Raw genomic sequence first — 24,288 nt, 5'->3', positions numbered from 1 at the left:
AATGGGGAAGCCCGCCCTATTTATTTCTCGGTTTTTGTTGATTACGATAGATTATGTTCAGCGTTGAACATCTGCACGCAGAAACAAATTGGTAAAGGGGTACGAACATGAAGAAAAGATTTTCACTGATCATGATGACAGGATTGCTATTTGGATTAACTTCACCTGCTTTTGCAGCTGAAAAGACAGAAACGGAGGCTAAAGCGCCGGCGAACGTGGCGGTCTTGCTTGATGCCAGCGGAAGTATGGCGAAAAGAATAGACGGTGTATCTAAATTTAATTCAGCCAAAAAAGAAATTTCAAAGTTTGCGAGCTCACTGCCAGAAGGAACTCAGGTGAAAATGAGCGTGTTTGGCTCTGAAGGAAATAATAAAAATTCCGGAAAAGTTCAGTCATGCGAAGCCATTCGCAACGTATACGGCTTCCAAAGCTTTAACGAGCAAAGCTTCCTCAATTCTCTCAATACAATTGGGCCTACTGGCTGGACGCCAATTGCCAAAGCGCTGAACGAGGCGAAATCTTCTTTTGACCAGCTTGATGCAAAAGGGGAAAAAGTGGTGTATCTGTTGACAGACGGTGAGGAAACGTGCGGAGGAAACCCGATTAAAACCGCAAAGGAACTGCAAAAAGACAATATCACTGTTAATGTGATCGGCTTTGATTATAAAGAGGGATACAAAGGCCAGCTGAACGCAATTGCGAAAGTAGGCGGCGGTGAATACTTCCCGGCTTATACCCAAAAAGATGTTGAGAAAATTTTCACTCAGCAATCACTAATGTTATCTAAATAAGAAAAAAGAGGCTGGTGATGGTCAGCCTCTTTTTGTATGTAACAAAAACTTCAAAACTAATTAGCTGTCTGCCTGTAGCATAGTAGCAGATTTCCGTTTTTCTGTCATAATCAAGGCGAAAAAAGAATGAATGATCACACAAGCTGTTTATGCTTTCTGGGCGGAAATGGCTAAAAATGAACGGCATTTCAAGCGATTTTGGACAGATCGTGAAAGCAGCACAAAAGGCAGCATGTCCTATATCTTTTTGCATTTTCGTATTCTAGCATAAAGAAGAATCCAACATATAGTTGGAAAATATGAAAAAGAAAGGAAGTAATCATATGAAAAAATTGCTGGCTGCCGGTATCATTGGATTGTTGACTGTTTCCATTGCCTCCCCGTCTTTTGCCGCTGAGAAACAGGCTGATACAAATGTAGCTGTTTTGTTTGACGGAAGCGGAAGCATGGTTCAAAAAACAGGAGGAGAGCGCAAAATAGACATTGCCAAAAAATCAGTAAAATCTTTTGCCGAACTTCTTCCGAAGGATACAAATCTTATGCTTCGCGTTTTCGGGCATGCAGGGAACAATAAACTGTCCGGTAAAGCCCTTTCGTGCAGTACGACGGAAACCATTTACGGCCTTCATCCATATGAAGGGTCTCTGTTTGACAATTCATTGAGTGAGCTCAAGCCGACTGGATGGACACCGATTGCCAAAGCACTTGCAGACACAAGAAAAGAATTTGAAGCATTTGACGCAGACGGGAAAAACGTGGTGTATTTAATCACTGACGGTGAAGAAACGTGCGGCGGAGACCCTGCGGCAGAAATCGAAAAGCTCCGTGCATCAAATGTGGATACGATTGTAAACATCATTGGCTTCAACTTTGATGTCAAGGGTAATGAAGAGATGAAACAAGCAGCTGTCGCTGGCGGTGGAGAATATATTTCAGCGAACAGTGCGGATGAGTTCGAACAGGCTTGGGAAAAAGAAGCACAAAAATTTACTGAGTAAGGAACCTAAAGATCAGGCGCTCCCCCAGTCGCCTTTTTTTATTGGTTTAAAAACAATTTGGGCGGGAATCATACCCTAAAAAGGGGTTGAACATATGAAATTATTCGGAATGATTTTTCTTATAGCCACCGTTGCATTCATATTGCTTGGTGTTCTTCTAAAACTGGCAGCCTTCTTTTTTGTCAGCATTCTCACCTTGATCGCAGCTATTGTGCTGTTTACGGTTCTGAAAAAGAATCAGCATAATCAAACATAGAGTCCTTTATATAGAGGGCTCTCAGCGTGTCGACAAACCCCGCGTTCGTTGTCAATGCACATTGGTAAAAGGAACGGCGGCTAAATGCTTAGGCGCCCTGCCTAAACACCGCCGTCATCACATCCTGTGAAAGCCCTTTATATAGAGGGCTCTTTTTGTGTCTCAGAATTCGACAAAATCCGAGGAGTGTGAAAAAATATAAAGGCAGGAACATTGCGGAGGGGAAGAGACATTGAACGATAAAGTAACTGCGGTCAGGGATGTATGGCGCTATGAACAAGGGGAAATAAGCAAAGTAGAAGACCGGATGGTGACGGAATTCCCTTTGACAGTAATACTGAATGGCAGTGAATTTGTGACGCTCGTTTGTACGCCTGAGCATATCGAAGAGCTTGTCATCGGATTTCTCGCATCAGAGGGTGTTATACGATTTCAAAAAGAAATTAAAAGGTTTACAATAGATGAAAGTCTCGGTTTTGTATATGTCGACCTCGTTCACCCTGAGACATTGGATCAAAAGGATTATACGAAACGGGTGATCGGCTCATGCTGCGGAAAGGGCCGTCATTTTTATTTTCAGCAGGATGTCAAAACAGCCAAGACGGCTGTCAGCCAAATCAAGATATCGCCTGAGGCATGTCTGGCGCTTATGAAAGACATGCAGCAAGGGAGCGGGACGTTTCAGGATACGGGAGGCGTCCATAATGCGGCGCTTTGCGACACAGAGAAGCTTCTGTTGATGCGCACCGATATCGGTCGGCACAACGCACTTGATAAACTATACGGACACTGCCTTCTAAACGGGATGTCCGTACGCGACAAACTGATTGTGTTCAGCGGCAGAATCTCATCAGAGGTCCTGTTAAAAGCGGCCAAAATCGGCGTGTCGATTGTCATTTCCAAATCGGCCCCGACGGAGCTTGCGATTCAAATGGCTGAAGAATTGAATATCACAGCGATTGGATTTGTCAGAAACGGATCATTTAATGTATATACACACCCTGAGAGAATCAGGGAGTAGGAAGGGGCTGTAGCTATGATTACAGAGTCGCGTCAGATGTTGGATAAAAGAAACAGACCGCTGAGAGACCTTCGCATTTCTGTTACAGACCGCTGCAACTTCCGATGCACGTACTGTATGCCCGCCGAATTATTCGGCCCGGATTATCCTTTTTTAAAGAAAGAGGAGCTGCTTTCATTTGAGGAGCTGGAACGGCTTGCGACATTGTTTGTCACAAGATTTGGCGTTGAAAAAATCCGCTTGACCGGCGGAGAGCCCCTCATGAGAAAGGATATGCCGGAATTAATCAAAAAACTGACCCGCATACCGGGTATTCGTGACATCGCGATGACGACAAACGGATCACTGCTGCCTGTTTATGCTAAGAGGCTCAAGGAGGCTGGGCTGAAAAGGGTTACGATCAGCCTTGATTCTTTAGAAGACGAGCGTTTTAAGAAGATAAACGGGCGCGGTGTTTCTGTCAGCAAGGTGCTGGAAGGCATTGAAGCGGCGAAGCAAGCGGGGCTCGGTGTTAAAATCAATATGGTCGTTCAAAAAGGCGTCAATGAAAAAGATATACTGCCTATGGCCCGTTATTTTAAAGAAAAAGGGCATATCCTGAGATTCATTGAATTTATGGACGTAGGCAACACCAACCAATGGGAAAAGAAAGACGTCATGACAAAGGCGGAAATCATAGATTTGATCAATAAACACATGCCGGTTGAGCCGATAGCGCCTAATTATATAGGCGAAGTGGCTTCCAGATTCCGCTACTTGGACGGCTCCGGAGAAATTGGCGTCATATCATCTGTATCTGATGCATTCTGCGGATCTTGCAACAGAGCCCGTCTTTCTGCGAGAGGAGAGCTGTTTACCTGCTTATTCGCTTCAAGCGGATTTGACCTCAGAGCTCCGGTTCGCCAGGAATTAAGTGATGACGAACTATCAGAAATGATCGGGACAGTATGGAAAAATCGGATCGATCAGTATTCAGTCGATCGTACGCTATCAAAAGCATCTGGCAAAAAGAAAGTGGAAATGTCTTATATTGGCGGTTAATTTGAAGTCAAAAGCTTATCGGCACTGTCCGGTAAGCTTTTTTATTAGAATCCGAGTGCAAAAAATACGTAGAAAAACCGAAATATATAAGGATAGGCATAAAGAAGGAATCATTGTAAGAAAATTTAATTCCAAAGCCATACATTATGATAAAATATAACCAATTAGAAAATAGAAAGGGTTGGAGGGGCATGGCCGCGTACGAGATCCCGTCATCTCAAGTAGGAGTGAAAATCAATAAGTGGTATAAGCACATTTTAGCATTTCAAGTGGCTGATGCCGTAAAGCTGAAAGAAGAAATTGATCTAGATATCGAACAGATGGAAGAGGATCAGCTGCTTCTCCTGTATTATCAGCTGATCAGCTACCGGCACCAAATTATGCTGGATTATGTAAAGCCTGACCTGCACGAGGAATCTCAGCTTCAATATCGTGAATTGATCAAAACGCTGGAAAGCAATCAGGACAGCATCTCCGGATTATCTGAGTATTATTTTCACTTGTTTAGAGGAATGTACGAATTTGAACAGAACAATTACATCTCGGCTATATCCTTTTATCGGAAAGCTGAGAAGATGCTTGCGTTTGTAGAAGATGAAATTGAAAGAGCGGAATTTCATTTTAAAGTGGCGGAAGTCTTTTATATTATGAAGCAGACGCACTTTTCCATGAACCATGCTGTACAGGCGCTGGAGACGTATAAGGCTCACGATTTTTACAGAGTCAGAAGAATTCAATGCCATTTCGTCATATCAGGAAACTACATTGACTACAGAAATTATGAAAAAGCGCTTGAACATTTAGATGACGCGTATCGCCTTGCTTTATTGGAAGGACAGCCCCGTTTGATCGGATCAGCCCTTTATAATATTGGTAATTGCTATGATGACAAGGGGGAGCTGGATCAGGCCGCCGAATACTTTGAAAAAGCGCTTCCTGTCTTCGAGGATTATCAGCTGGAACAGCTTCCAAAAGCGCTCTTCAGCCTGACTCGCGTTCTTTTCAAAAAACAAGATAGCGAAGCCGCGATACGGTACTATGAAAAAGGGATTGCCATTGCCCAAAAACGAAACGACTTCTTCAGTCTGGCAAAATATAAATTTCTGCAGGCATTATATGTGGAATCTGTCAATTTGAATATGATTCAAGAAGTATTTGATTATATGGAAGAAAAGGGCCTGTATGTATATATTGAAGAATTTGCTTTAGATGCTGCCTCTTATTTCAGTCATCGCGAACAATATAAAGAAGCGGTGTATTTTTATGAAAAAGCGGTCAGCATGAGAGAGATGATTCAAAGGAACGATTGTTTATATGAAGTATGAGACAAAACCATCTGCTGGCAGATGGTTTTTTTTATGCAAAAAAAGGGGAGCATCGGAACGTTTATTTCCGGGGAGAACAGGAAAAATCGCTACAGCACTGTTTTTTGAACAAAAGCCGTTTTGGGATGCAGATATGCATGTGAGGGGGAATTCAATGTTTGGTTTTAATGATATGGTGAAGTTTCTGTGGTCTTTCCTCATTGTTCTGCCGCTTGTACAGATTATACATGTTTCAGGGCACAGCTTTATGGCTTTTATTTTTGGCGGAAAGGGATCGTTGGATATAGGCATGGGAAAAACGCTGCTTAAAATTGGACCCATACGGTTCAGAACGATTTATTTTATCGATTCTTTTTGCCGGTACGGGGAGTTGAAAATTGACAATCGATTCTCAAATGCACTCGTGTATGCAGGGGGCTGCTTGTTTAACCTCATCACGATTTTTGCAATCAATCTGCTGATTATACACAGTGTATTAAAGCCGAATGTGTTTTTCTATCAGTTTGTCTATTTTTCTACGTATTATGTGTTTTTTGCCCTGCTGCCGGTCCGATATTCGGAGAAAAAGTCATCAGACGGGCTGGCGATATACAAGGTGCTCCGTTACGGAGAGCGCTACGAAATCGATAAATAACATTAGAATGTTTATTGCCTCTCAGATCGGGAAGGTAACAAGTACACACATAATTGAGAGGGGAGAATTAACATGGGTAACGATAGTGTAAAAGACAAAATGAAGGGCGGCTTCAATAAAGCCAAAGGAGAAGTGAAGGATAAAGTCGGAGATATGGCTGACAAAACGGACATGCAGGCTGAAGGCAAAAAAGATAAGGCAAAAGGCGAAATCCAAAAGGATATCGGGAAAGCCAAGGATAAATTTTCAGATAAAGATTAATCGTACGGAAGAGGCAGGAAACGAAATGTTTCTTGTCTTTTTTTGTTCGCTTTTTCTGATGTGAATAAATATAACAAAAAAAGAAGCTGATTTGGTCAATGTAACTAAATTTTTTAAATATTCTTTGAATTAATAGGCCTCTTCTATATAATAATGACATAAGTTGTAAACTTTTATAACATCATTTGAAGAAATCAAACAAAGGGGTTTTGATGACGGAATGTACTGCACCGAAGAAAGTGTCGGAAGCAACGGGAGTGCGAAAAAACAGTTGATATCGACACAAGCGGGGATTCGTTCAATGAGGGCCGGATTTCTTCACTCGTTAAGAGGAACGGTGGCGATCAGCGAATTGACCGTCCATGATGCGGAGTTAATGGCAATAGTCGGGTTCTCGGTATCGTGGAGGACGGCGCCTCAGACTGGACTCCATGCCATGCTTCCGGTTGCGGAGCAAAACAACGGGCTGCCATCAGGAATATAACGTCTGGTTATGATCAATCGATGGTTTTGCACAGCCTTAGCTTCGCCCGGGGCAGATTGTCGCTGTATTAGGCCGAAATGGAGTCGGCCATCCACTCCATAGGCCTGCTTCCGGCTAAACAGGGGGGCTATTTATTTTAATCAAACGTTTGTTCAAAGCGAAAAGGCGGCCAACAGCAGCAGCTTGCAATCGCCAGAGCGCTGATGGTAAATCTGAAAAATATTTTACTTAATAAACAATTGGAAGGAATTCAGATTTTAATTGTCGAACTAGTCAGACAAGTTATTATAGAAATTTCCAGAAAAAAAGACATTTGTTATCTTAGTCGAGCGCAGTCTGGAAAACGCGTTAATCTGTGCTGACTATCTTTCTGTAATCGACAGGGGAACGGTTGTTGACCATGGCAAGGCTGATGAAGAAACGGCATGCCGCTTTGAAAGGCATCTTTCCGTATGACCCCCATTCTCGAAGAAAGGGAGGTGATGTCCCGCCTGACTGTTCCGCAAATTCGTAGTAGCCGCATCTGCTTTATATGACAAAAGAAGGAGGACTACAGATGAAACTGACACCGGTTGAACAAGAAAAATTGCTCATTTTTGCAGCGGGGGAATTAGCCAAACAGCGAAAGGCGCGGGGCGTTCTGCTGAACTATCCTGAGGCTGCTGCTTATATCACCTGCTTTATTATGGAAGGCGCACGTGATGGGAAGGGAGTAGCAGAGCTGATGGAAGCCGGCCGCCATGTATTAACGGAAAAAGATGTGATGGAGGGGGTGCCTGAGATGCTTGACAGCATTCAGGTGGAGGCCACATTTCCGGATGGAGTAAAGCTTGTTACGGTACATCAGCCAATTTCTGCGGAGGTGAAGTCATGAAGCCGGGAGCATTTCAAATTGTTGAGGGAACCATTACGATTAATGAAGGGCGTGAGATACGGGAGGTAACGGTAAAAAACACCGGATCACGCTCCATTCAAGTCGGTTCGCATTTTCATTTTGCGGAGGCCAACGGGGCTTTATTATTTGACCGTGAGCTGGCGATCGGCATGCGTCTTGATGTTCCATCAGGCACGTCGGTCCGTTTTGAGCCTGGAGAGCAGAAAACGGTCTCACTAGTGGAAATCAGAGGACGCAAGACAATTAGAGGGCTGAACGGAATGGCCGACACGTTTATCGATGAACGCGGCAAAGAAAAAACGTTGGCCAACTTAAAACAAGCCGGCTGGATGGAGGGTGTAATCCGATGAAAATGTCACGGGAGGAATATGCGGAACTGTTTGGCCCGACAACGGGCGATAAAATCAGATTGGGCGACACGGATTTATGGATCGAAGTCGAAAGGGATTTCACAGTATATGGTGAAGAAATGATCTTTGGCGGCGGAAAAACTATCCGCGACGGCATGGGCCAAAACGGCAGAATCACAGGGAAGGACGGCGCTTTGGATTTGGTTATCACCAACGTCGTGCTATTGGATTACACAGGCATTGTCAAAGCGGATGTCGGTGTGAAAGACGGCCGGATTGTCGGTGTCGGAAAAAGCGGAAATCCTGATATCATGGATGGAGTCGATCCGCACATGGTCATAGGAGCGGGGACAGAGGTGATTTCCGGTGAAGGCAAAATTTTAACAGCCGGGGGAGTGGACACGCACATTCATTTTATTTGTCCTCAGCAGATGGAAGTTGCGCTTTCTTCAGGTGTGACAACCCTTTTGGGAGGCGGAACAGGACCCGCTACAGGAAGCAAAGCGACAACATGTACATCCGGCGCGTGGTATATGGCAAGGATGCTGGAAGCGGCCGAGGAGTTTCCGATCAATGTCGGCTTCTTAGGGAAAGGGAATGCATCCGATAAAGCGCCGCTGATCGAGCAGGTGGAAGCAGGCGCCATCGGCCTTAAGCTTCATGAAGACTGGGGCACGACGCCAAGCGCCATTAAAACGTGTATGGAAGTCGTGGACGAGACTGATATTCAAGTTGCCATCCATACCGATACGATTAACGAAGCGGGCTTTTTGGAAAACACGCTCGACGCAATCGGGGACCGGGTCATTCATACTTATCACATTGAAGGTGCAGGCGGCGGCCATGCCCCGGATATTATGAAGCTCGCCTCTTACGCGAACATTCTGCCGTCATCTACAACGCCAACCATTCCTTATACCGTTAATACGATGGATGAGCATCTTGACATGATGATGGTCTGCCACCATTTAGATGCGAAAGTGCCTGAAGATGTGGCGTTCAGCCATTCCAGAATCAGGGCTGCGACGATTGCCGCGGAGGATATTCTCCATGATATCGGTGCGATCAGCATGACATCATCGGATTCCCAAGCGATGGGGCGGGTCGGTGAAGTGATCATCCGAACATGGCAGGTAGCCGATAAAATGAAAAAACAGCGCGGCGCTCTTGCCGGCGAAAACGGAAATGACAATGTACGCGCAAAACGGTACATTGCCAAATACACGATTAATCCGGCAATTACGCACGGGCTCAGCCATGAAGTCGGCTCGGTGGAAAAAGGGAAGCTTGCTGATCTCGTTCTGTGGGACCCGGTATTTTTCGGCGTAAAACCGGAACTGGTCTTAAAGGGCGGCATGATTGCACGTGCGCAAATGGGAGATCCGAACGCGTCCATCCCGACTCCTGAACCGGTTTTCATGCGCCAAATGTATGCGTCTTACGGAAAAGCCAACCGTTCAACCTCGATTACATTTATGTCTCAGGCAAGCATAGAGCGTGGTGTGGCGGAAAGCTTAGGGCTGGAAAAAAGGATTTCTCCAGTCAAAAATATCAGAAAGCTGAGCAAGCTGGATATGAAGCTGAATTCGGCTTTGCCGAAGATTGAGATTGATCCAAAAACCTATCAGGTCTTTGCTGACGGGGAGGAATTGTCTTGCCAGCCTGTCGATTATGTCCCACTTGGACAAAGATATTTCTTATTCTGATAAGACGCGGCCGGAGTGCATCCGGCCGTTCTATTGACTAAAAACGGTGCACAAAACCCGTGTATTTAGTGTATATTAGATGTTGACAAACGAATCAAATGTAACTATTATAGTTACAACGGTGGTGAAAAAACATGATTAACAGCCGTCTTGCTGTTGCCATTCATATTTTATCCCTCATCTCGATGGATGAAAAAACATCTTCAGAAATCATTGCAGACAGTGTCAACACGAATCCGGTAGTTGTGCGAAGAATGATCAGCCTGCTGAAAAAAGCTGATATTCTCACATCACGCGCCGGGGTGCCGGGTGCAAGCCTCAAAAAAGATCCTGCTGATATTTCTCTTTTAGAAGTGTACCGGGCTGTCCAAAAGCAAGAAGAACTCTTTGCGGTTCATGAAAACCCGAATCCGAAATGTCCGGTAGGGAAAAAAATTCAGAACGCTCTGGATGAAACGTTTGAAAGTGTGCAAAGAGCGATGGAAAATGAACTGGCAAGCAAGTCATTAAAAGATGTTATGAATCATCTCTTTTAATCAAAAGGGATGACTTCTCACCGCTAACATGTAACTAAAATTGTTACAAATAAGGAGGAAATGAAAAATGAAAATTGGTATTATCGGCGCAAGCGGGAAAGCGGGAAACGAGATTTTGAAAGAAGCGAAAACAAGAGGCCATGAAGTGACAGCCATCGTCAGAAACGCTTCAAAAGTGCAGGGGCAGGACGTAGCGGTTTTGGAAAAAGATGTGTTTGAACTGACTGCGGAAGACATCAAGCCTTTCGACGCAGTCGTAAACGCTTTTGGAGCAGCACCCGGCCAGGAACATCTTCATGTTGAAGCAGGAAGAGCACTCATCAACATCTTAAAGGACGCGAAGCGCACAAGATTGCTTGTTGTTGGAGGAGCGGGAAGCCTGTTTGTTGATGAAGCCAAAACAACCCGTTTAATGGATACGCCGGAATTTCCGAAAGAATATTTGCCAACTGCATCAAATCAAGGCGAGAACCTGAAAGATTTGCAGCAGACAGACTCCATTTCCTGGACGTTCCTCAGTCCTGCGGCATTTTTTGATCCGGCAGGAAAACGGACTGGCTCTTACCAAAAAGGAAAAGACAATGTCATCGTAAATGCAAAAGGCGACAGCTATATCAGCTATGCAGATTATGCCATTGCCGTGTTGGACGAGCTTGAACATCCCGAACACAAAAATGAACGCTTCACAGTGGTAAGCGAAGCGGAATAATAAAAAACCCGGAGCCAGCTCCGGGTTTTTCTCATTAATAAGTGCTGTACGTATCGCTGAAAAGGCCGTCAGCAATCCCAAGCATTAAAAAGATGAAGAAGGCGATAATCGCAAGAATGGATACAGCAATGCTTACGATCAAATAAATCCCTTGCATCTTTACGAATTTCGCGTAATTCTCCAGCATTAAGTCTTCAGACTGTCCGCTATTGTGTTCAGCCATTTGGCCTGCTTCCCTAGCTGACCTCATCAAAAAGATACCGGAAATAATTTGCAGTACGCCTGGCACGGCACCGATTAGAAAAATGAACGCGCCTGAAAGCGCGGTAATTGCGCCCATAATAATAAATAAAATGCCTGTAGCTTTTCCCCATTTCGAAATGCTGATGAGGGTTTTGTTCATTGTTTCAGGATTCATGTATACTGGCTCCCCTTTACAAAAAAATACTCACTTTTCTTTTATACACTATTTGTGAGAAGTTTTGTATATAGAAAATAACATTTTGGGGATTGACCCTAACGTTGCGTGATTGTTTACGATAAAAAAGAGGAGGTGTTATGTATGAAATATCAAGTTAAACAAGTGGCGGAGATATCAGGCGTTAGCATTCGGACGCTTCATCACTATGACAATATTGGGCTTCTGAATCCTTCAGCGCTTACTGATGCTGGGTATCGTTTGTACAGTGACGCAGACCTGGAAAGACTGCAGCAGATTTTATTTTTCAAGGAAATCGGGTTTCGTCTGGATGAGATTAAGGAGATGCTGGATCATCCGAATTTTGACCGGAAAGCGGCACTTCAGTCGCAAAAGGAGATATTGATGAAGAAAAAACAAAGAATGGATGAGATGATTCAAACAATTGACAGGACGCTTTTGTCCGTTGATGGAGGGGAAACGATGAATAAGAGAGATTTATTTGCCGGATTAAGCATGAAAGACATTGAAGAGCATCAGCAGACATACGCTGACGAAGTCAGAAAGCTGTATGGTAAGGAAATCGCAGAAGAAACAGAGAAAAGGACATCTGCATACTCGGCAGATGATTGGCGCACGATCATGGCTGAATTTGATTCGATTTACAGACGAATTGCGGCGCGAATGAAACATGGGCCCGATGATGCAGAGGTTCAGGCCGCAGTGGGGGCATTTCGCGATCATATTTGCCAATATCATTACGATTGCACACTCGACATTTTCAGAGGACTCGGGGAAGTGTATATCACTGACGAGCGATTTACCGATTCAATCAATCAATATGGAGAAGGTCTTGCCGCTTTTTTGCGGGAGGCGATCATCATTTACTGTGACCATCAGGAAAACCCCCGGCCGTAAAGGCCGGGGGTTTGCACATCTTATAAGATCGGCGACAACAGCCGCGAGACGGATTCTTTTATTCGAATCCACAACGGGCGCTGCAGATACTCCTCATAGGTGAATTTTCTGGATACTAGCAAATCTTCTTTAAAAGTTGAAACCAGTTTTTTAGCAATGGTGATATCGTATATAAATGCATTAACCTCAAAATTCAGCCTGAAGCTTCGGACATCAATGTTCGCTGTGCCGACTGAAGCGATTTCGTCATCCACCACGATGGTTTTCGCGTGAATAAAGCCGTTATCGTAAATATAGACAGTGGCTCCGGCTTTCAGCAGATCGCCGATATACGAAAGTGTTGCCCAGTATACAAAGGCATGATCGGGCTTGTTCGGAATCATAATGTTAACGTCAATGCCCGAAAGGCAAGCGATCCTTAAAGCATCCAGCAGGCTTGCATCTGGGATAAAATAAGGTGTTTGTATCAAAATGGAACGCTTGGCGTTCGAAATCATTTTGATGTAGCCATTTTTAATTTGTTCCCATTCCGAATCAGGGCCGCTTGTGACAATCTGCATCCCGACGTTGCCTTTTGGGCCGTAATCAGGAAAGTGATTTGGAATATATGTCAGCGTATGGTGATGAGAAGCTTGGTTCCAGTCAAGGATGAACCGTGTTTGGATGGCGTGCACGGCCGTTCCTTGCAGCCGGATATGCGTATCCCGCCAATAACCGAATTTCGGATTAAGCCCTAGATACTCATCTCCGACGTTAAAGCCTCCGACATAACCGGTCATACCGTCTATGATCACAAGCTTTCGATGGTTCCGGTAATTCAGCCGCAGGTTAATCGGCCTGAGCTTTGACGGGAAAAAGACCTCCACATGCCCGCCAGCCTCGCGAAGCTCTTTAAAAAACTTTTTTCTCAGCGTTCTGGACCCGAGTTCATCATAAAGCACTCTGACCTGAACACCTTCTTTCGCCTTTTGGATGAGAGCGTCCCGCAATTTTTTGCCTAATTCATCGCCTTTATAAATATAATACTGTAAATGGATATGATCCTTAGCCTTTGAAATGTCACTCAGCAGCCGCTGAAATTTATCCCGTCCATCTGTAATGACGTCAACTGAATTATCCTCTGTAAACACAGCATGGTTATTCATAATCAGCATATAAATTAAATCTTTGTTATCAAAGGTTGCCCGGTTGTTAAACTGAAATTGCTTGGTTTCTAAATCTTCAAGCTGATGCTTCAGCAGCCTTTCAATTCCAATCTTTTTCCGGTCTTCCCATTGAAACAAATGCTTGCGTCTGAGATTATGGCCGAATAATAAGTATAAAATAAAGCCTAAAACGGGAATAAAGAAAAGAACAAGCAGCCACGCCCAAGATGCACTGGCATCGCGCCGTTCTTTGAAGATGACAATGATGGCCAAAAGAATATTTAAAATGAAAAAAAGTGATAAAAGGATGGAAGAAATACTCACTTTGTAACCCCGCTCATTCATATTTATCAAGAAGATTGCCATTAGTATTCCATGAATAACAGTGATCTGATTCCCATTACAAATTATAACACTCACATTTTAAAAGAATAAAGAGCGGCGATCCAGATTCTTCGTGAAAAATACGGGCAGATTTCTTTAAAACCAGCTTGCACCTGCGTTAAAATAAACACATATGATAACGTTCGTGAAGCTTGAAACATCAAATAAAGGGGGAGGATTATATGAACTTTTACAGAGTCGAACAAATGCCGGGGTTCATCAAAACAGAAATGCAAAAAATTCAAAAGGCCGTACAGCCTTTCATGAAAAAAACCGTCATTTACCGTTTTCTTGCTATTCCGCTTGCTGCATTCTCTCTCTTTAATTTAGCTGCTTTTCTATTTCATGCTTCAGCTGACAGGGAGTCCCTGATCAGCGCAGGCATATTCGCCCTTTTGGCGGCGCTCGGGCTCGCATTTTTTAAAGAGGCAGGCTATCAGCATAAACAAATCCAAAAAACGGTTCACATCTATATGCTGAACAGGATCAAAAAGAGCGAAATCCTTTCAGAAGAGCGGAAAAGCTCCTACGCACGACAAATAAAGGAAGAGCCTTTTGCGATGCGGAGTTTTGTTGAATTTTTGACTGAGGAAGACAGACGCAAAAAAATGTATTAAAGAAGAGCTGCACCCGGATTGTTGAGTTTTTCCAGACGATCCAGGTGTGTTTTTTTGCATGCAGACACCCGAAATAAAAAGTGCGGTTTCGGATTGATTCCGACTTCATCCGTTTTTTTGATATTCATTTCTGGGTAACAGCGTTGCTTTGTTGATTTCCTCTACTAGAGATGTCTATTGTATGCTTGCTTCAGGATTTGGTGTTTACGCCGGCCTGCTTTGAATAGTCAAATAAAATAGGCATGGTTCCGTTTATATGGAACTCATGCCCTGTCCTGTCTCATCATTATTCAAACACCGGATCATCCTCATAATAATAAGAATCCGGATCATCATACGAAGGCGTGTTCTCAAAAGCAGCAATGCCGATTACCACCAGCACGAAAATGGCTACAATGATCCCGATCAGGACAGTAACGATACTAGATGCTGCATAAAACAGCTGCATTTTTATAAATGTCCCGTAATTTTCAAGCATGCTTTCGCCAGCGCTGCCGGCTAGATTTCCTTCGGTTTCCGCGGCTGCTTTTGCTGAGCGCATCAAAAATACGCCTGATATAATGAGCAGTACGCCCGGGATGGCGCCAATCACTGTCATCAAAGCAGACAGAGTGACAAGCGATCCCATAATGATTAACAAGATGCCAGAAATTTTGCCCCACTTGGCAATGTCGGATAGCGACTTGACAGCGGAGGCGCTCAGCTGGCGGGTCTCCTGTTCAACAGGTGCAGTCTCCTGTTCAACAAGGCTATTTTCTTCATTATGATTTTCAATTTCGTTTTCATCTTTATCCAGACTAATCATGAAAGCTCTCTCCCTAAAATTTTTAAATCGTATCTTTTCCCGTCCATTTCGGCGATGCCGGGGAATAGTCCCCATTCTGCAAACCCGTGCTTTTCAAACAGCTTCAGGCTTGGTTTATTATGCCCGAAAATGAAGGCCATAAGTGAGCGGATGCCAAGATTCGGGGCAATGCGGAGCGCTTCTTGAAGCAAATATGATCCAACACCTTTGCCGCGGCATGCTTCGTCAATGTATATGCTGACCTCCGCTGTTTTATTATAGGCTGGCCTTCCATAAAATGTTTCAAAGCTGATCCAGGCAGCGACGTTTCCGTTTTCGTCCTCGGCCACATAGAGCGGGCGTGACTCTGTATGTCCCAAAAACCATTCCATCCGGTCTTCAGGAGTTACCGGTTCGGTATCGGCTGTTACCATTCGAGAAGCAATCGTTGAATTATAAATCGCCACAACAGCCTCCAAGTCTTTATGTTCAGCAAGACGCAATGTCATGTTCATACGTTTTTGGCACTCCTCTCAAAAAAATACATATTTTCGTTCAGTCTGTGCAAACTACATCTAAAAAAGTTTTTTTGGATAGGTTGTATATATTTTCAGAAAAGTGTTCAGAATGTTGCTGAGGTGATGAAACAATGAGAGAGGAAGAAAAGAAAACTTCTCAAGTCAAAAAACTTCAGCAGTTTTTTCGTAAACGCTGGGTGTTCCCTGCAATTTACTTAGTCAGTGCGGCCGTCATTTTAACAGCTGTCCTTTGGTATCAATCAGTATCAAATGATGAGGTAAAGGATCAGTTGGCTGATAACGGCGGAAACTCCGCATATGACAACAACGACGATGCAGTTGAAGTAGGAAAGTCAATGGAAAATGTCGCAATGCCGGTTGTTGATTCTGAAAACGTTTCTGTTGTGAAAAAGTTCTATGAAACCGATGCCGCAAAAGAAGAGAAAGAAGCAGCACTCGTTACCTATAATAACACGTACAGCCTAAGCAAAGGAATTGACTTAGCTGAGAAAGACGGAAAAGATTTCGATGTCTCTGCTTCTCTGAGCGGTACGGTTGTTAAAGCTGAAAAAGATCCAGTGCTGGGATATGTTGTGGAAGTAGAACATGCCGACGGTTTATCGACTGTGTATCAATCTCTTTCCGAAGTAAGCGTTGAGCAAGGTGACAAAGTAAAACAAAATCAAGTGATCGGAAAATCTGGCAAGAACCTTTACAGTGAAGACAGCGGAAACCACGTGCACTTTGAAATCCGTAAAGATGGGGTCGCAATGAATCCGTTAAACTTTATGGACAAACCAGTTTCTTCTATTGAAAAAGCAGCAGCTGCTGAAGAAAAAGCTGCCACCCAAGAAACAGAAGAATCCATTCAGCAATCTTCCGAGAAAAAGGACGGATCAACTGAAAAAGGAACAGAAGAAAAATCCGGTGAGAAAAAGGATGATTCAACTGACAAATCTGGTTCTAAAGAAAGCAGCACAACAGAAGACACTGAACAGTCTTAATGAAGAAAACGTCTATCCTTGTGATGGGCGTTTTTTTCTGTTACTTTTTGCTTTGTTTTACCGTCTATGTAGTTACATGTAGGCACGTACGTTATAAAGGAGGTTATGTCATGAACCGCCTATTGCTCGCAGGCTGGATCTTTTTTATCCTGCTCTCTGTCTGTACGGAAAGCTTCAGCGGCATGGTCGTGTCACAAACGGTGGCTTTTCATTTTCAGCCGCACCCTGATATGTCTCGTTTTTTAGACATGGATTTTACAGAGCTTGCTATACCTGAAGCGCTTATTCAAAAAATCGGGCACGCGTTTTCCTTCTTTGTGCTGACCTATTTGCTGTGGAAACAGCGGGGCAGCATAAGATCAGCTGCAGCCGGCTCGTTCGCGTTTGCTTTTTTCACAGAAGTTCTTCAGCTCTTCTTCAGCAGGAATGGTTGTATCCGGGATGTGCTCATCGATGCTGTTGGTATTGGATTGTTTTATGGTTTATATGTGTTGGCGAAGCGAAGAAAACAAGAGATGTATGAAAAATATTAAAGCCGGCTGTCTTGATTTCAGACGCCGGCTTTTGTCTTTCTTAGAAATTTTGATCGGTTGGTTTTTTCGTCAGTTTATTGATAATGGCTTCGTAGATCCTCACGACCAAATCGACGAACGGGCGAAGCAGGTCTGAAAATCTAAAGAAAAGGAACCCGATAATGATGGCGACAACGAGGCTGCCCAATACATCTACCGGATAGTGATGTCCCACCCAAATTCTCGAAAAGCCTGTCAAAAGCCCAAAAATGACAAGCGGCCAGCCGATTTTGCGGTTTCTGAAAAGCATCGCAATAGAAATCGCTAATGCACCTGTCGTGTGGTCACTTGGAAATGAAGCATCCGCAGCATGCGGAATCAGTGTATGCACTGTATGCGCAACGAACGGGCGCGGTTCGAAATAAACAAGCGTAATCAAATAGTTGATCACAAGGCCTGCAATTCCTGTGATGCCTGCGTATAGCACATGTTTTCTGCTTTGTGTGTTCCCAAACAGCCAGATTGCCAATAGGATAAGGGCATAGGCGACAATGGCATATTCCGTGATGAAGACCATAATGGAATCGAGAACTGAATTGTGATGAGATAGTCCATGGATTGCTTTAAAAATTTCGTAGTTCAAATAATCACCTTTTACATTTTTATATTTAGTAGACTAATCTTACTCATGAAAAGTTTCAAATAAAAATAGAGATTGTCTGAAATAACGGCGCTTGAAGAGAATTCGAAGAGGAATCGCGGTTTCTGGGGGGATTCTGTGCACAAAAAAAGAGATCCGGAGTGTCCGAATCTCGTACCGATATTAAAGTGCTTCAGGTCCTTCTTCGCCTGTGCGGATGTTGATCGTATTGCTGATTTCATAGACAAATATTTTACCGTCACCCGGTGATCCCGTTTTCAGCACCCTTTTAGCGGTCTCTGTCACTTGATCAACAGGAACCTTGCTGACCACGATTTCTATTTTTAAACGCTCGTATACATTGCTTTCTATTTTTACCCCTCGATAGAGCTCCGTATGTGCTTTTTGAAGGCCGCAGCCGTGTACATTGGAGAAAGTCAGAGAGGTCACTCCGATTTTTCCGAGTTCCTGCTTCAGCTTTTCAAAATTTGCCGGACGCGTTACAATTTCTACCTTGAACATTTGACCGCTCATAGCGTCACTCCTCACATAGAATCTTGATATGCTTTTTCCCCGTGCATCGTTAAGTCAAGCCCAAGTGACTCTTCTTCTTCAGTTGCGCGAAGGGGAAGGAAGAGGCTTACAAATTTAATAATAACGAAAGTGACAATAAATACAAAAACATAAGTGGCGGCGATGGCGACGATTTGTTTCCAGATTAAGCTTGCATCACCGTAAAATAACCCATCTGCGCCCGCTGAGTTAACAGAGGTTGTTGCGAATAATCCTGTTGCGATTCCGCCCCATGTGCCGCCGATCCCGTGCAGGCCAAAGGCGTCAAGCGCGTCGTCGTATCCGAATTTCTTTTTAAGCGAGAATACTCCCCAGAAACAAACAGCTCCGCCGATGATGCCGATAATAATGGAAGCGAACGGTGTGACAAATCCGGCAGCCGGCGTAATGGCGACAAGCCCGGCGATTGCCCCAGATACCGCTCCGAGCATTGTCGGTTTTTTGTTAATGATCCATTCTACTAAGATCCAGCCGGCGATCCCGGCTGCAGCCGCGGTGTTTGTGTTGATGAACGCGTACATGGCTACACCATCTAAAGTCAAAGCGCTGCCGACGTTAAAGCCGAACCAGCCGAACCAAATCAAAGCTCCTCCTAAGAAGGTGTAAATGAGGTTATGCGGAGAAGACGCTGTACCGTCTTTCCGTTTGCCGAGCACAATGGCAAGAACAAGTCCTGCCACACCGGAGGAAATATGAACAACATTGCCGCCAGCAAAATCGAGCGCTCCAAGCTGGCCGATCCAGCCGCCGCCCCATACCCAGTGCGCTACGGGTGTGTAAACCAAAGAGGCCCATAAAACCGAGAATAAAAGAAAAGCGCCGAATCGCATCCGCTCTGCGAAGGCCCCGGAAATAATCGCTGTAGTCAGAACGGCAAACGTCATTTGGAACATCATAAATAACGAGTGGGGGATGGTATCGCTGTAATCTCCCGGATCAAATCCGACCCCTTTGAGGCCGGCCCACTCCAGCCCGCCGATGATTGAATTGCCTGGTGCGAAGGCAAGTGTATATCCGAACAGCACCCAAACGATGGAAACGATGGCAATGGAAGAGAAACTGTGCATGGCAGTGCTCAGCACATTTTTGCTCTTTACCATTCCTCCATAAAATAACGCTAATCCCGGGGTCATCAGCCACACGAGTAAAGCGCAAAAGAACATAAAAACTGTATCGCCCATTTGCATGTCTCATTCCTCCGTATCTTTCAGAATAAAAAGCAATTATTATATTTCTTCATTATAGAGAAAAAAGAATGATAAAACATTTTCATGTAAGATTTCCTGACATGGTTTTTAAGGAATGTTATCGAGGGACGGAAAGAAAGGAGAATGGCATTTTTTACGATATAAGACTTTGTATCTATAAAAGAAGCTATTCATATGAGCTGAAAAGGGAATTGACATTAATTAGAATACTATATACTGTATTAAGTGTACTATATCAAATAATACACTGAGGGGGATGTATGATGAAGAAAGGCGGCAGGCTGAGGAAAGCGGTACGCAAGTCGATTCCCGCGACGTTCCGATTGTTTTTAGCCTTTAATTTTTTCGTGTACGGTCTGGCGAAAGTGGTAATTGGCCAGTTTGGCGAGGTGACGCCTGAAATCGAGGCGGCTGCCGGGAAGGGGTTTACGATCGCGTGGACATTTTTCGGTTATTCTCATGTCTATGAACTGTTTATAGGTTTTGGTGAAATCCTGGCAGCTGTTTTATTACTGATTCCGCGAACGGCTGCATTAGGGGCGGTTATTTTTATGCCCATTATTGTGAACATCGTCTTGATTAACTATTGTTTTGACATTGGCGTGCAGGATCTTAGCACGATATTAATGGTTATGTGTCTTATCCTGCTTTGGATGGACCGCCGCAAATTCATGGGCATTTTCAGGCAGGAACCGATAGACAGCAGGCAGGTGATGAAGTGATGACGCCCCTTATGATTACTGTGCTTGCCGGTTTGTTCGTATGCACAACCTGTTACTACTACATAAAAGAAAAATCATGAGAAAACGCTCCTTCTGAGAATTTCACAAGCATCATAAAAGAACTTAGGCAGTGTGAAGAGTAAAATATGCAATGTGAGAAACACTAACAGTATCAGGAGGAGACGTATGATGAATACACTCAACATTGATTTTCAAAAAACAGCATTGGTTATCATTGATTTACAAAAGGGGATTGTGCCGATTGATCAAAGCGGCCAGGTTGTCCCGAACGCGAAAAAGCTCGTAGATGAATTTCGGAAACATAACGGGTTCATCAGCTTTGTAAATGTAGCCTTTCATGATGGAGCGGACGCCCTGAAGCCGCAAACGGATGAGCCTGCGCAGGGAGGTTCAGGGGAAATGCCGGCGGACTGGGCCGAATTTGTTCCGGAAATCGGTGTGCAGGATGGCGATTATACTGTGACAAAACGGCAATGGGGTGCTTTTTTTGGCACAGATTTAGACTTGCAGCTGAGACGTCGCGGCATTGATACGATTGTATTGTGCGGCATCGCAACGAATATCGGGGTGGAAAGCACAGCACGGGAGGCATTTCAGCTTGGCTATCAGCAGATTTTTATTACAGATGCCATGTCCACATTTAGCGATGAAGAGCATGAAGCCACACTGCGCTTTATTTTCCCGAGAATCGGTAAATCGCGGACAACGGAAGAGTTTCTGGAACAAGTGAAATGATGTTATCGAAAAAAAGCCGAGCTGTTTTTTTAACAGCTGTGGCTTCGGGAACAATGCTGAATCCGCTGAACTCGTCTATGATCTCTCTTGCGCTCCATAGCATCCAGCATGAGTTTCACCTCTCGTTTACAACGGTTTCCTGGCTGATTTCCTCGTTTTACTTGGCGAGTGCCGTAGCGCAGCCCGTAACGGGAAAGCTCGGTGATTTGATTGGGCGGAAACGCTTGTTTTTATTCGGGCTTATTCTTGTTGCGGTTTCTGCCATCGGAGCGCCGTTTGCGCCGACGTTTATGACATTATTGGTCATGCGGCTGTTTCAATCGGTGGGGAGCAGTGCGATTTATCCGTCAGGTGTCGGCTTGATTCGGAATCATATTCATGAGCGCCAAGCTTCAGCCTTGGCTGTACTCTCTATTTTTGCGTCCGCCATGACGGCGCTGGGGCCGACAGTCGGCGGGTTTTTGATTGTATGGGGAGGCTGGCCGGCGATCTTTATCGTTAATTTGCCGTTTATTATCCTCAGCTTCTTATTGGGCCTGTATATGTTCCCGAAAGATCAGAAAAAAGGGGCAGGAATCAAAACCATTATTCGGCAGCTCGACATTCTTGGAATTGTTTTATTTGCCGGGGGAATCATTTTCCTTCTATCCTTTTTGCTGTCGTTCAGCACGTCGCCGCATGCGGTTGAAGGTGTGCTTGGCTTACTTCTGCTCTGTGCGTTTGTCTGGCGCGAGCTGAAAACGGATAAGCCGTTTATTGATGTCCGTCTGTTTAAAACACAGCGAAACCTGTCAGCCGTGTATGTTCAGTTTATATTATTGAATGTTTTCTTCTATTGTTTATTTTTTGGTTTGCCAAGTTACTTTCAGGATGAAATGCATCTTTCTGTTCAAACGAGCGGCCTGTTTATGCTGTTTATGTCTGGAATGAGCATCGTTGTGTCACCTCTAACCGGCAAATGGATCGACCGATCTGGTGTCGTCAAGCCGATCTTTGCGGGAGCACTTTTGATGACGGCTGGAGCCGTGCTCTTAACCATCTTTTTTATCAATGTCCAGACCATCGGTAAAGGGCTCATTCTGTCGCTCCTGGGTATAGGCTACGGACTGGGCAATGTCGCGCTTCAGGCAGCGATGCTGGAAACGAGTCCTTCCAACATGGTAGGAACGACTTCAGGCCTGTTTCAAACCTGCCGTTACCTAGGATCGATTTTGTCTTCGGTGATCCTTGGCATTCTTTTTGGTAAAGAAATCACGGCAGCCCATTTTGATATGATGGGAATCATTATGATTATAGCGGGCGGAGCAAGCCTGTTAATGGCTGTGAGATTTGCTGCATTAATGAAAACTGCATCTTAAGAAAGAGACGGGCTCTGAGGTCTGTCTCTTTTTCTTGTTTAAGCTGTTCAAATACAAACGGGAAAATTGTATATCATAGCCAGTGTTATTGTCTGACTCTTCAGTTATATTAAGTGACATCTAATGTCAAAAAACATAACGTGTGACGACATATAGACAATATGGAAAGGGGAGCCGGCTATGAAATTAAAAGAGAGTCAGCAGCAATCCAACAGGCTGAGCAATGAAGATCTGGTGCCTTTGGGACAGGAAAAACGGACGTGGAAAGCAATGAACTTTGCCTCCATTTGGATGGGATGTATACATAACATACCGACCTACGCGACCGTGGGAGGATTAATTGCGATCGGCCTTTCGCCTTGGCAGGTGCTGGCGATCATTATTACGGCATCACTTATCCTATTTGGCGCTCTTGCCTTAAACGGCCATGCGGGGACAAAATACGGGCTGCCGTTTCCCGTGATCATTCGGGCTTCTTACGGGATATACGGCGCGAATATCCCCGCGCTTCTAAGGGCGTTTACAGCTATCATGTGGCTTGGCATCCAAACCTTTGCGGGTAGCACGGCACTGAACATTTTGCTTTTGAATATGTGGCCAGGCTGGGGAGAAATTGGCGGCGAGTGGAACATTCTCGGCATTCACTTGTCCGGTTTGCTTTCCTTTGTATTCTTTTGGGCCATTCATTTACTCGTATTGCATCACGGCATGGAGTCGATTAAACGTTTTGAGGTGTGGGCAGGGCCTTTAGTATATCTGGTATTTGGCGGCATGGTATGGTGGGCCGTTGATATTGCCGGAGGATTGGGCCCGATATACTCTCAACCAGGAAAGTTTCATACGTTTTCAGAAACATTCTGGCCGTTTGCTGCCGGAGTTACTGGCATCATCGGCATCTGGGCGACGTTGATCTTAAATATACCTGATTTTACACGCTTTGCTGAAACACAAAAAGAGCAAATCAAAGGACAATTTTACGGTTTACCGGGAACGTTTGCGCTGTTCGCATTCGCAAGTATTACGGTGACCTCCGGCTCGCAGGTCGCGTTCGGAGAGCCGATTTGGGATGTTGTCGATATTTTGGCGCGATTTGATAACCCTTATGTCATCGTTTTGTCCGTGATCACGCTCTGCATCGCCACGATCTCTGTAAATGTCGCGGCGAACATCGTATCGCCCGCTTATGATATAGCGAATGCCCTGCCGAAATATATCAATTTCAAACGTGGCAGCTTTATCACAGCGTTGCTCGCTTTATTTACGGTTCCATGGAAGCTGATGGAGAGCGCGACAAGCGTGTATGCGTTTCTTGGCTTAATAGGCGGCATGCTTGGACCGGTGGCAGGCGTGATGATGGCCGACTATTTTATCATTCGCAAACGTGAGCTCTCGGTAGATGACCTGTATTCCGAAACAGGACGGTATGTGTATTGGAAGGGCTACAATTACCGTGCGTTTGCAGCCACAATGTTAGGGGCGCTGATTTCGCTGATTGGCATGTATGTTCCTGCATTGAAGAGCTTATACGATATATCTTGGTTTGTAGGTGTGCTAATCTCCTTTCTTTTCTACATTGTTCTGATGCGTGTTCACCCGCCTGCATCATTGGCAATTGAAACGGTTGAACATGCGCAGGTCAGCCAGGCTGAATAAGATCTATTTAGACGGTATATTTTCATATTTTTGAATGGTTTTCCATAAATAGAACATTTATAATGGTTTTA

General features: G+C 44.5%; 32 protein-coding genes. 24 read left to right on the top strand and 8 right to left on the bottom strand.

Translation table 11 applies throughout. From position 1 onward, the window contains the following. Nucleotides 1-107: 107 nt before the first annotated feature. The 16 genes from QF06_RS16775 to QF06_RS16710 all read left to right on the top strand — a co-directional run bounded on the left by QF06_RS16775 (nucleotide 108) and on the right by QF06_RS16710 (nucleotide 11,007). Nucleotides 108-791 carry a vWA domain-containing protein gene (locus QF06_RS16775; protein ID WP_003227700.1) on the top strand — a complete coding sequence of 228 codons (684 nt, stop codon included), beginning with the start codon at nucleotides 108-110 and terminating at the stop codon, nucleotides 789-791. Nucleotides 792-921: 130 nt separating this feature from the next. Beyond that, a complete protein-coding gene (locus tag QF06_RS21930; RefSeq protein ID WP_003227702.1) occupies nucleotides 922-1,062 on the top strand; it encodes a hypothetical protein in 141 nt (46 codons plus the stop codon). Nucleotides 1,063-1,114: 52 nt separating this feature from the next. Further along, complete coding sequence (locus QF06_RS16765; protein ID WP_003243553.1) at nucleotides 1,115-1,789, top strand: vWA domain-containing protein; 675 nt, start codon at nucleotides 1,115-1,117, stop codon at nucleotides 1,787-1,789. A 94-nt stretch (nucleotides 1,790-1,883) separates the two neighbouring features. Further along, entirely contained in the window at nucleotides 1,884-2,045 is a 162-nt protein-coding gene (locus QF06_RS21545; protein ID WP_003227706.1) for a hypothetical protein, read from the top strand. A gap of 232 nt (nucleotides 2,046-2,277) precedes the next feature. Beyond that, nucleotides 2,278-3,066 (top strand): formate dehydrogenase accessory sulfurtransferase FdhD, encoded by a 789-nt coding sequence (gene fdhD / locus QF06_RS16760; RefSeq protein ID WP_003227709.1) that lies wholly within the window; start codon nucleotides 2,278-2,280, stop codon nucleotides 3,064-3,066. A 15-nt stretch (nucleotides 3,067-3,081) separates the two neighbouring features. Next, nucleotides 3,082-4,107 carry a GTP 3',8-cyclase MoaA gene (gene moaA / locus QF06_RS16755; protein WP_043940213.1) on the top strand — a complete coding sequence of 342 codons (1,026 nt, stop codon included), beginning with the start codon at nucleotides 3,082-3,084 and terminating at the stop codon, nucleotides 4,105-4,107. Nucleotides 4,108-4,298: 191 nt separating this feature from the next. Beyond that, nucleotides 4,299-5,432 carry a response regulator aspartate phosphatase RapB gene (gene rapB, locus QF06_RS16750; RefSeq protein ID WP_003227715.1) on the top strand — a complete coding sequence of 378 codons (1,134 nt, stop codon included), beginning with the start codon at nucleotides 4,299-4,301 and terminating at the stop codon, nucleotides 5,430-5,432. A gap of 154 nt (nucleotides 5,433-5,586) precedes the next feature. Continuing rightward, the gene (locus QF06_RS16745) at nucleotides 5,587-6,066 is read left to right on the top strand and encodes a hypothetical protein (RefSeq protein ID WP_003244390.1); all 480 of its coding nucleotides are present in this window, start codon (nucleotides 5,587-5,589) and stop codon (nucleotides 6,064-6,066) included. Nucleotides 6,067-6,138: 72 nt separating this feature from the next. Further along, complete coding sequence (gene csbD, locus QF06_RS16740; RefSeq protein ID WP_015251021.1) at nucleotides 6,139-6,327, top strand: stress response protein CsbD; 189 nt, start codon at nucleotides 6,139-6,141, stop codon at nucleotides 6,325-6,327. A gap of 220 nt (nucleotides 6,328-6,547) precedes the next feature. Further along, the gene (locus QF06_RS16735) at nucleotides 6,548-6,811 is read left to right on the top strand and encodes an ABC transporter (protein ID WP_231573524.1); all 264 of its coding nucleotides are present in this window, start codon (nucleotides 6,548-6,550) and stop codon (nucleotides 6,809-6,811) included. 203 nt (nucleotides 6,812-7,014) lie between these two features. After that, a complete protein-coding gene (locus QF06_RS21925; RefSeq protein ID WP_120363539.1) occupies nucleotides 7,015-7,173 on the top strand; it encodes a hypothetical protein in 159 nt (52 codons plus the stop codon). Nucleotides 7,174-7,367: 194 nt separating this feature from the next. Next, on the top strand, nucleotides 7,368-7,685 hold the full coding sequence (ureA, locus tag QF06_RS16730) for an urease subunit gamma (protein WP_003227724.1): 318 nt from the start codon (nucleotides 7,368-7,370) through the stop codon (nucleotides 7,683-7,685). After that, entirely contained in the window at nucleotides 7,682-8,056 is a 375-nt protein-coding gene (ureB, locus tag QF06_RS16725) for an urease subunit beta (protein WP_041850426.1), read from the top strand. Before ureA ends, ureB begins: the two co-directional genes overlap by 4 nt. After that, nucleotides 8,053-9,762 (top strand): urease subunit alpha, encoded by a 1,710-nt coding sequence (gene ureC, locus QF06_RS16720; RefSeq protein WP_015714862.1) that lies wholly within the window; start codon nucleotides 8,053-8,055, stop codon nucleotides 9,760-9,762. Before ureB ends, ureC begins: the two co-directional genes overlap by 4 nt. Nucleotides 9,763-9,896: 134 nt before the next feature. After that, nucleotides 9,897-10,298 carry an Rrf2 family transcriptional regulator gene (locus QF06_RS16715; protein ID WP_003227734.1) on the top strand — a complete coding sequence of 134 codons (402 nt, stop codon included), beginning with the start codon at nucleotides 9,897-9,899 and terminating at the stop codon, nucleotides 10,296-10,298. Between the two features lie 67 nt (nucleotides 10,299-10,365). After that, complete coding sequence (locus QF06_RS16710) at nucleotides 10,366-11,007, top strand: NAD(P)-dependent oxidoreductase (protein ID WP_029318720.1); 642 nt, start codon at nucleotides 10,366-10,368, stop codon at nucleotides 11,005-11,007. 34 nt (nucleotides 11,008-11,041) lie between these two features. On the opposite strand, the gene QF06_RS16705 is transcribed toward QF06_RS16710, so the two are convergent. Beyond that, nucleotides 11,042-11,425, bottom strand: coding sequence for a DUF5362 family protein (locus QF06_RS16705; RefSeq protein WP_014478231.1), 384 nt, complete (start codon nucleotides 11,423-11,425; stop codon nucleotides 11,042-11,044). Nucleotides 11,426-11,569: 144 nt separating this feature from the next. On the opposite strand from QF06_RS16705, the gene mta reads away from it, so the two are divergent. Beyond that, a complete protein-coding gene (gene mta, locus QF06_RS16700) occupies nucleotides 11,570-12,343 on the top strand; it encodes a transcriptional activator Mta (protein ID WP_043940212.1) in 774 nt (257 codons plus the stop codon). A gap of 20 nt (nucleotides 12,344-12,363) precedes the next feature. Here the strand turns inward: mta and cls are convergent, their stop codons facing one another. After that, nucleotides 12,364-13,812, bottom strand: coding sequence for a cardiolipin synthase (gene cls, locus QF06_RS16695; protein WP_003243311.1), 1,449 nt, complete (start codon nucleotides 13,810-13,812; stop codon nucleotides 12,364-12,366). Between the two features lie 242 nt (nucleotides 13,813-14,054). Between cls and QF06_RS16690 the strand changes: the two genes are divergently transcribed. Then, nucleotides 14,055-14,489, top strand: coding sequence for a DUF5392 family protein (locus QF06_RS16690; protein ID WP_003244359.1), 435 nt, complete (start codon nucleotides 14,055-14,057; stop codon nucleotides 14,487-14,489). Here QF06_RS16690 and QF06_RS21920 read toward each other — a convergent pair. The 3 genes from QF06_RS21920 to QF06_RS16680 all read right to left on the bottom strand — a co-directional run bounded on the left by QF06_RS21920 (nucleotide 14,486) and on the right by QF06_RS16680 (nucleotide 15,782). After that, nucleotides 14,486-14,617 carry a hypothetical protein gene (locus tag QF06_RS21920; protein WP_032729201.1) on the bottom strand — a complete coding sequence of 44 codons (132 nt, stop codon included), beginning with the start codon at nucleotides 14,615-14,617 and terminating at the stop codon, nucleotides 14,486-14,488. The two genes, QF06_RS16690 and QF06_RS21920, sit on opposite strands and share 4 nt — an antisense overlap. A 158-nt stretch (nucleotides 14,618-14,775) precedes the next feature. Then, complete coding sequence (locus tag QF06_RS16685; protein WP_033884923.1) at nucleotides 14,776-15,294, bottom strand: DUF5362 family protein; 519 nt, start codon at nucleotides 15,292-15,294, stop codon at nucleotides 14,776-14,778. Then, a complete protein-coding gene (locus QF06_RS16680; protein WP_072692832.1) occupies nucleotides 15,291-15,782 on the bottom strand; it encodes a GNAT family N-acetyltransferase in 492 nt (163 codons plus the stop codon). Before QF06_RS16680 ends, QF06_RS16685 begins: the two co-directional genes overlap by 4 nt. A gap of 140 nt (nucleotides 15,783-15,922) precedes the next feature. On the opposite strand from QF06_RS16680, the gene spoIIQ reads away from it, so the two are divergent. After that, a complete protein-coding gene (spoIIQ, locus tag QF06_RS16675; protein WP_014481160.1) occupies nucleotides 15,923-16,795 on the top strand; it encodes a stage II sporulation protein SpoIIQ in 873 nt (290 codons plus the stop codon). 110 nt (nucleotides 16,796-16,905) lie between these two features. Continuing rightward, entirely contained in the window at nucleotides 16,906-17,328 is a 423-nt protein-coding gene (locus tag QF06_RS16670) for a VanZ family protein (protein ID WP_029726047.1), read from the top strand. Between the two features lie 40 nt (nucleotides 17,329-17,368). Here QF06_RS16670 and bcrC read toward each other — a convergent pair whose 3' ends face one another. The 3 genes from bcrC to amtB all read right to left on the bottom strand — a co-directional run bounded on the left by bcrC (nucleotide 17,369) and on the right by amtB (nucleotide 19,707). Beyond that, a complete protein-coding gene (gene bcrC / locus QF06_RS16665) occupies nucleotides 17,369-17,950 on the bottom strand; it encodes an undecaprenyl-diphosphate phosphatase BcrC (RefSeq protein ID WP_003243362.1) in 582 nt (193 codons plus the stop codon). Nucleotides 17,951-18,130: 180 nt separating this feature from the next. Next, on the bottom strand, nucleotides 18,131-18,481 hold the full coding sequence (locus QF06_RS16660) for a P-II family nitrogen regulator (RefSeq protein WP_003221829.1): 351 nt from the start codon (nucleotides 18,479-18,481) through the stop codon (nucleotides 18,131-18,133). Nucleotides 18,482-18,492: 11 nt separating this feature from the next. After that, entirely contained in the window at nucleotides 18,493-19,707 is a 1,215-nt protein-coding gene (gene amtB / locus QF06_RS16655) for an ammonium transporter AmtB (protein ID WP_015251031.1), read from the bottom strand. Between the two features lie 281 nt (nucleotides 19,708-19,988). Between amtB and QF06_RS16650 the strand changes: the two genes are divergently transcribed. From QF06_RS16650 to pucI, 4 genes are all read left to right on the top strand, one after another. Beyond that, on the top strand, nucleotides 19,989-20,450 hold the full coding sequence (locus QF06_RS16650; protein WP_072175615.1) for a hypothetical protein: 462 nt from the start codon (nucleotides 19,989-19,991) through the stop codon (nucleotides 20,448-20,450). A gap of 186 nt (nucleotides 20,451-20,636) precedes the next feature. Continuing rightward, complete coding sequence (locus QF06_RS16645; protein ID WP_003227761.1) at nucleotides 20,637-21,206, top strand: hydrolase; 570 nt, start codon at nucleotides 20,637-20,639, stop codon at nucleotides 21,204-21,206. Next, complete coding sequence (locus tag QF06_RS16640; protein WP_032727108.1) at nucleotides 21,206-22,564, top strand: MFS transporter; 1,359 nt, start codon at nucleotides 21,206-21,208, stop codon at nucleotides 22,562-22,564. Before QF06_RS16645 ends, QF06_RS16640 begins: the two co-directional genes overlap by 1 nt. Nucleotides 22,565-22,744: 180 nt before the next feature. Next, nucleotides 22,745-24,217 (top strand): allantoin permease, encoded by a 1,473-nt coding sequence (gene pucI, locus QF06_RS16635; protein WP_014481153.1) that lies wholly within the window; start codon nucleotides 22,745-22,747, stop codon nucleotides 24,215-24,217. Nucleotides 24,218-24,288 lie beyond the last annotated feature (71 nt).

The organism is Bacillus sp. YP1 (assembly GCF_000877815.1).
Classification (GTDB): Bacteria; Bacillota; Bacilli; order Bacillales; family Bacillaceae; genus Bacillus; species Bacillus subtilis.
The sequence above is the reverse complement of the archived record's forward strand: the minus strand, read 5'-3'. Positions and strand labels throughout refer to the sequence as shown.

What these genes read in the sequence shown, in the direction of transcription:
- csbD (WP_015251021.1), top strand. Translation starts at nt 6,139, where the DNA reads ATGGGTAACGATAGTGTAAAAGACAAAATGAAGGGCGGCTTCAATAAA.
- QF06_RS16765 (WP_003243553.1), top strand. Translation starts at nt 1,115, where the DNA reads ATGAAAAAATTGCTGGCTGCCGGTATCATTGGATTGTTGACTGTTTCC.
- QF06_RS21920 (WP_032729201.1), bottom strand. Translation starts at nt 14,617, where the DNA reads ATGAATATCAAAAAAACGGATGAAGTCGGAATCAATCCGAAACCGCAC.
- QF06_RS16670 (WP_029726047.1), top strand. Translation starts at nt 16,906, where the DNA reads ATGAACCGCCTATTGCTCGCAGGCTGGATCTTTTTTATCCTGCTCTCT.
- QF06_RS21545 (WP_003227706.1), top strand. Translation starts at nt 1,884, where the DNA reads ATGAAATTATTCGGAATGATTTTTCTTATAGCCACCGTTGCATTCATA.
- QF06_RS16715 (WP_003227734.1), top strand. Translation starts at nt 9,897, where the DNA reads ATGATTAACAGCCGTCTTGCTGTTGCCATTCATATTTTATCCCTCATC.
- ureB (WP_041850426.1), top strand. Translation starts at nt 7,682, where the DNA reads ATGAAGCCGGGAGCATTTCAAATTGTTGAGGGAACCATTACGATTAAT.
- QF06_RS21925 (WP_120363539.1), top strand. Translation starts at nt 7,015, where the DNA reads ATGGTAAATCTGAAAAATATTTTACTTAATAAACAATTGGAAGGAATT.
- spoIIQ (WP_014481160.1), top strand. Translation starts at nt 15,923, where the DNA reads ATGAGAGAGGAAGAAAAGAAAACTTCTCAAGTCAAAAAACTTCAGCAG.
- QF06_RS16735 (WP_231573524.1), top strand. Translation starts at nt 6,548, where the DNA reads ATGTACTGCACCGAAGAAAGTGTCGGAAGCAACGGGAGTGCGAAAAAA.
- QF06_RS16745 (WP_003244390.1), top strand. Translation starts at nt 5,587, where the DNA reads ATGTTTGGTTTTAATGATATGGTGAAGTTTCTGTGGTCTTTCCTCATT.
- QF06_RS16690 (WP_003244359.1), top strand. Translation starts at nt 14,055, where the DNA reads ATGAACTTTTACAGAGTCGAACAAATGCCGGGGTTCATCAAAACAGAA.
- QF06_RS16685 (WP_033884923.1), bottom strand. Translation starts at nt 15,294, where the DNA reads ATGATTAGTCTGGATAAAGATGAAAACGAAATTGAAAATCATAATGAA.
- QF06_RS16645 (WP_003227761.1), top strand. Translation starts at nt 20,637, where the DNA reads ATGATGAATACACTCAACATTGATTTTCAAAAAACAGCATTGGTTATC.
- QF06_RS16680 (WP_072692832.1), bottom strand. Translation starts at nt 15,782, where the DNA reads ATGACATTGCGTCTTGCTGAACATAAAGACTTGGAGGCTGTTGTGGCG.
- ureA (WP_003227724.1), top strand. Translation starts at nt 7,368, where the DNA reads ATGAAACTGACACCGGTTGAACAAGAAAAATTGCTCATTTTTGCAGCG.
- ureC (WP_015714862.1), top strand. Translation starts at nt 8,053, where the DNA reads ATGAAAATGTCACGGGAGGAATATGCGGAACTGTTTGGCCCGACAACG.
- QF06_RS16775 (WP_003227700.1), top strand. Translation starts at nt 108, where the DNA reads ATGAAGAAAAGATTTTCACTGATCATGATGACAGGATTGCTATTTGGA.
- rapB (WP_003227715.1), top strand. Translation starts at nt 4,299, where the DNA reads ATGGCCGCGTACGAGATCCCGTCATCTCAAGTAGGAGTGAAAATCAAT.
- QF06_RS16705 (WP_014478231.1), bottom strand. Translation starts at nt 11,425, where the DNA reads ATGAATCCTGAAACAATGAACAAAACCCTCATCAGCATTTCGAAATGG.
- QF06_RS16710 (WP_029318720.1), top strand. Translation starts at nt 10,366, where the DNA reads ATGAAAATTGGTATTATCGGCGCAAGCGGGAAAGCGGGAAACGAGATT.
- QF06_RS16650 (WP_072175615.1), top strand. Translation starts at nt 19,989, where the DNA reads ATGATGAAGAAAGGCGGCAGGCTGAGGAAAGCGGTACGCAAGTCGATT.
- QF06_RS16660 (WP_003221829.1), bottom strand. Translation starts at nt 18,481, where the DNA reads ATGAGCGGTCAAATGTTCAAGGTAGAAATTGTAACGCGTCCGGCAAAT.
- QF06_RS21930 (WP_003227702.1), top strand. Translation starts at nt 922, where the DNA reads ATGATCACACAAGCTGTTTATGCTTTCTGGGCGGAAATGGCTAAAAAT.
- moaA (WP_043940213.1), top strand. Translation starts at nt 3,082, where the DNA reads ATGATTACAGAGTCGCGTCAGATGTTGGATAAAAGAAACAGACCGCTG.
- QF06_RS16640 (WP_032727108.1), top strand. Translation starts at nt 21,206, where the DNA reads ATGTTATCGAAAAAAAGCCGAGCTGTTTTTTTAACAGCTGTGGCTTCG.
- mta (WP_043940212.1), top strand. Translation starts at nt 11,570, where the DNA reads ATGAAATATCAAGTTAAACAAGTGGCGGAGATATCAGGCGTTAGCATT.
- pucI (WP_014481153.1), top strand. Translation starts at nt 22,745, where the DNA reads ATGAAATTAAAAGAGAGTCAGCAGCAATCCAACAGGCTGAGCAATGAA.
- amtB (WP_015251031.1), bottom strand. Translation starts at nt 19,707, where the DNA reads ATGCAAATGGGCGATACAGTTTTTATGTTCTTTTGCGCTTTACTCGTG.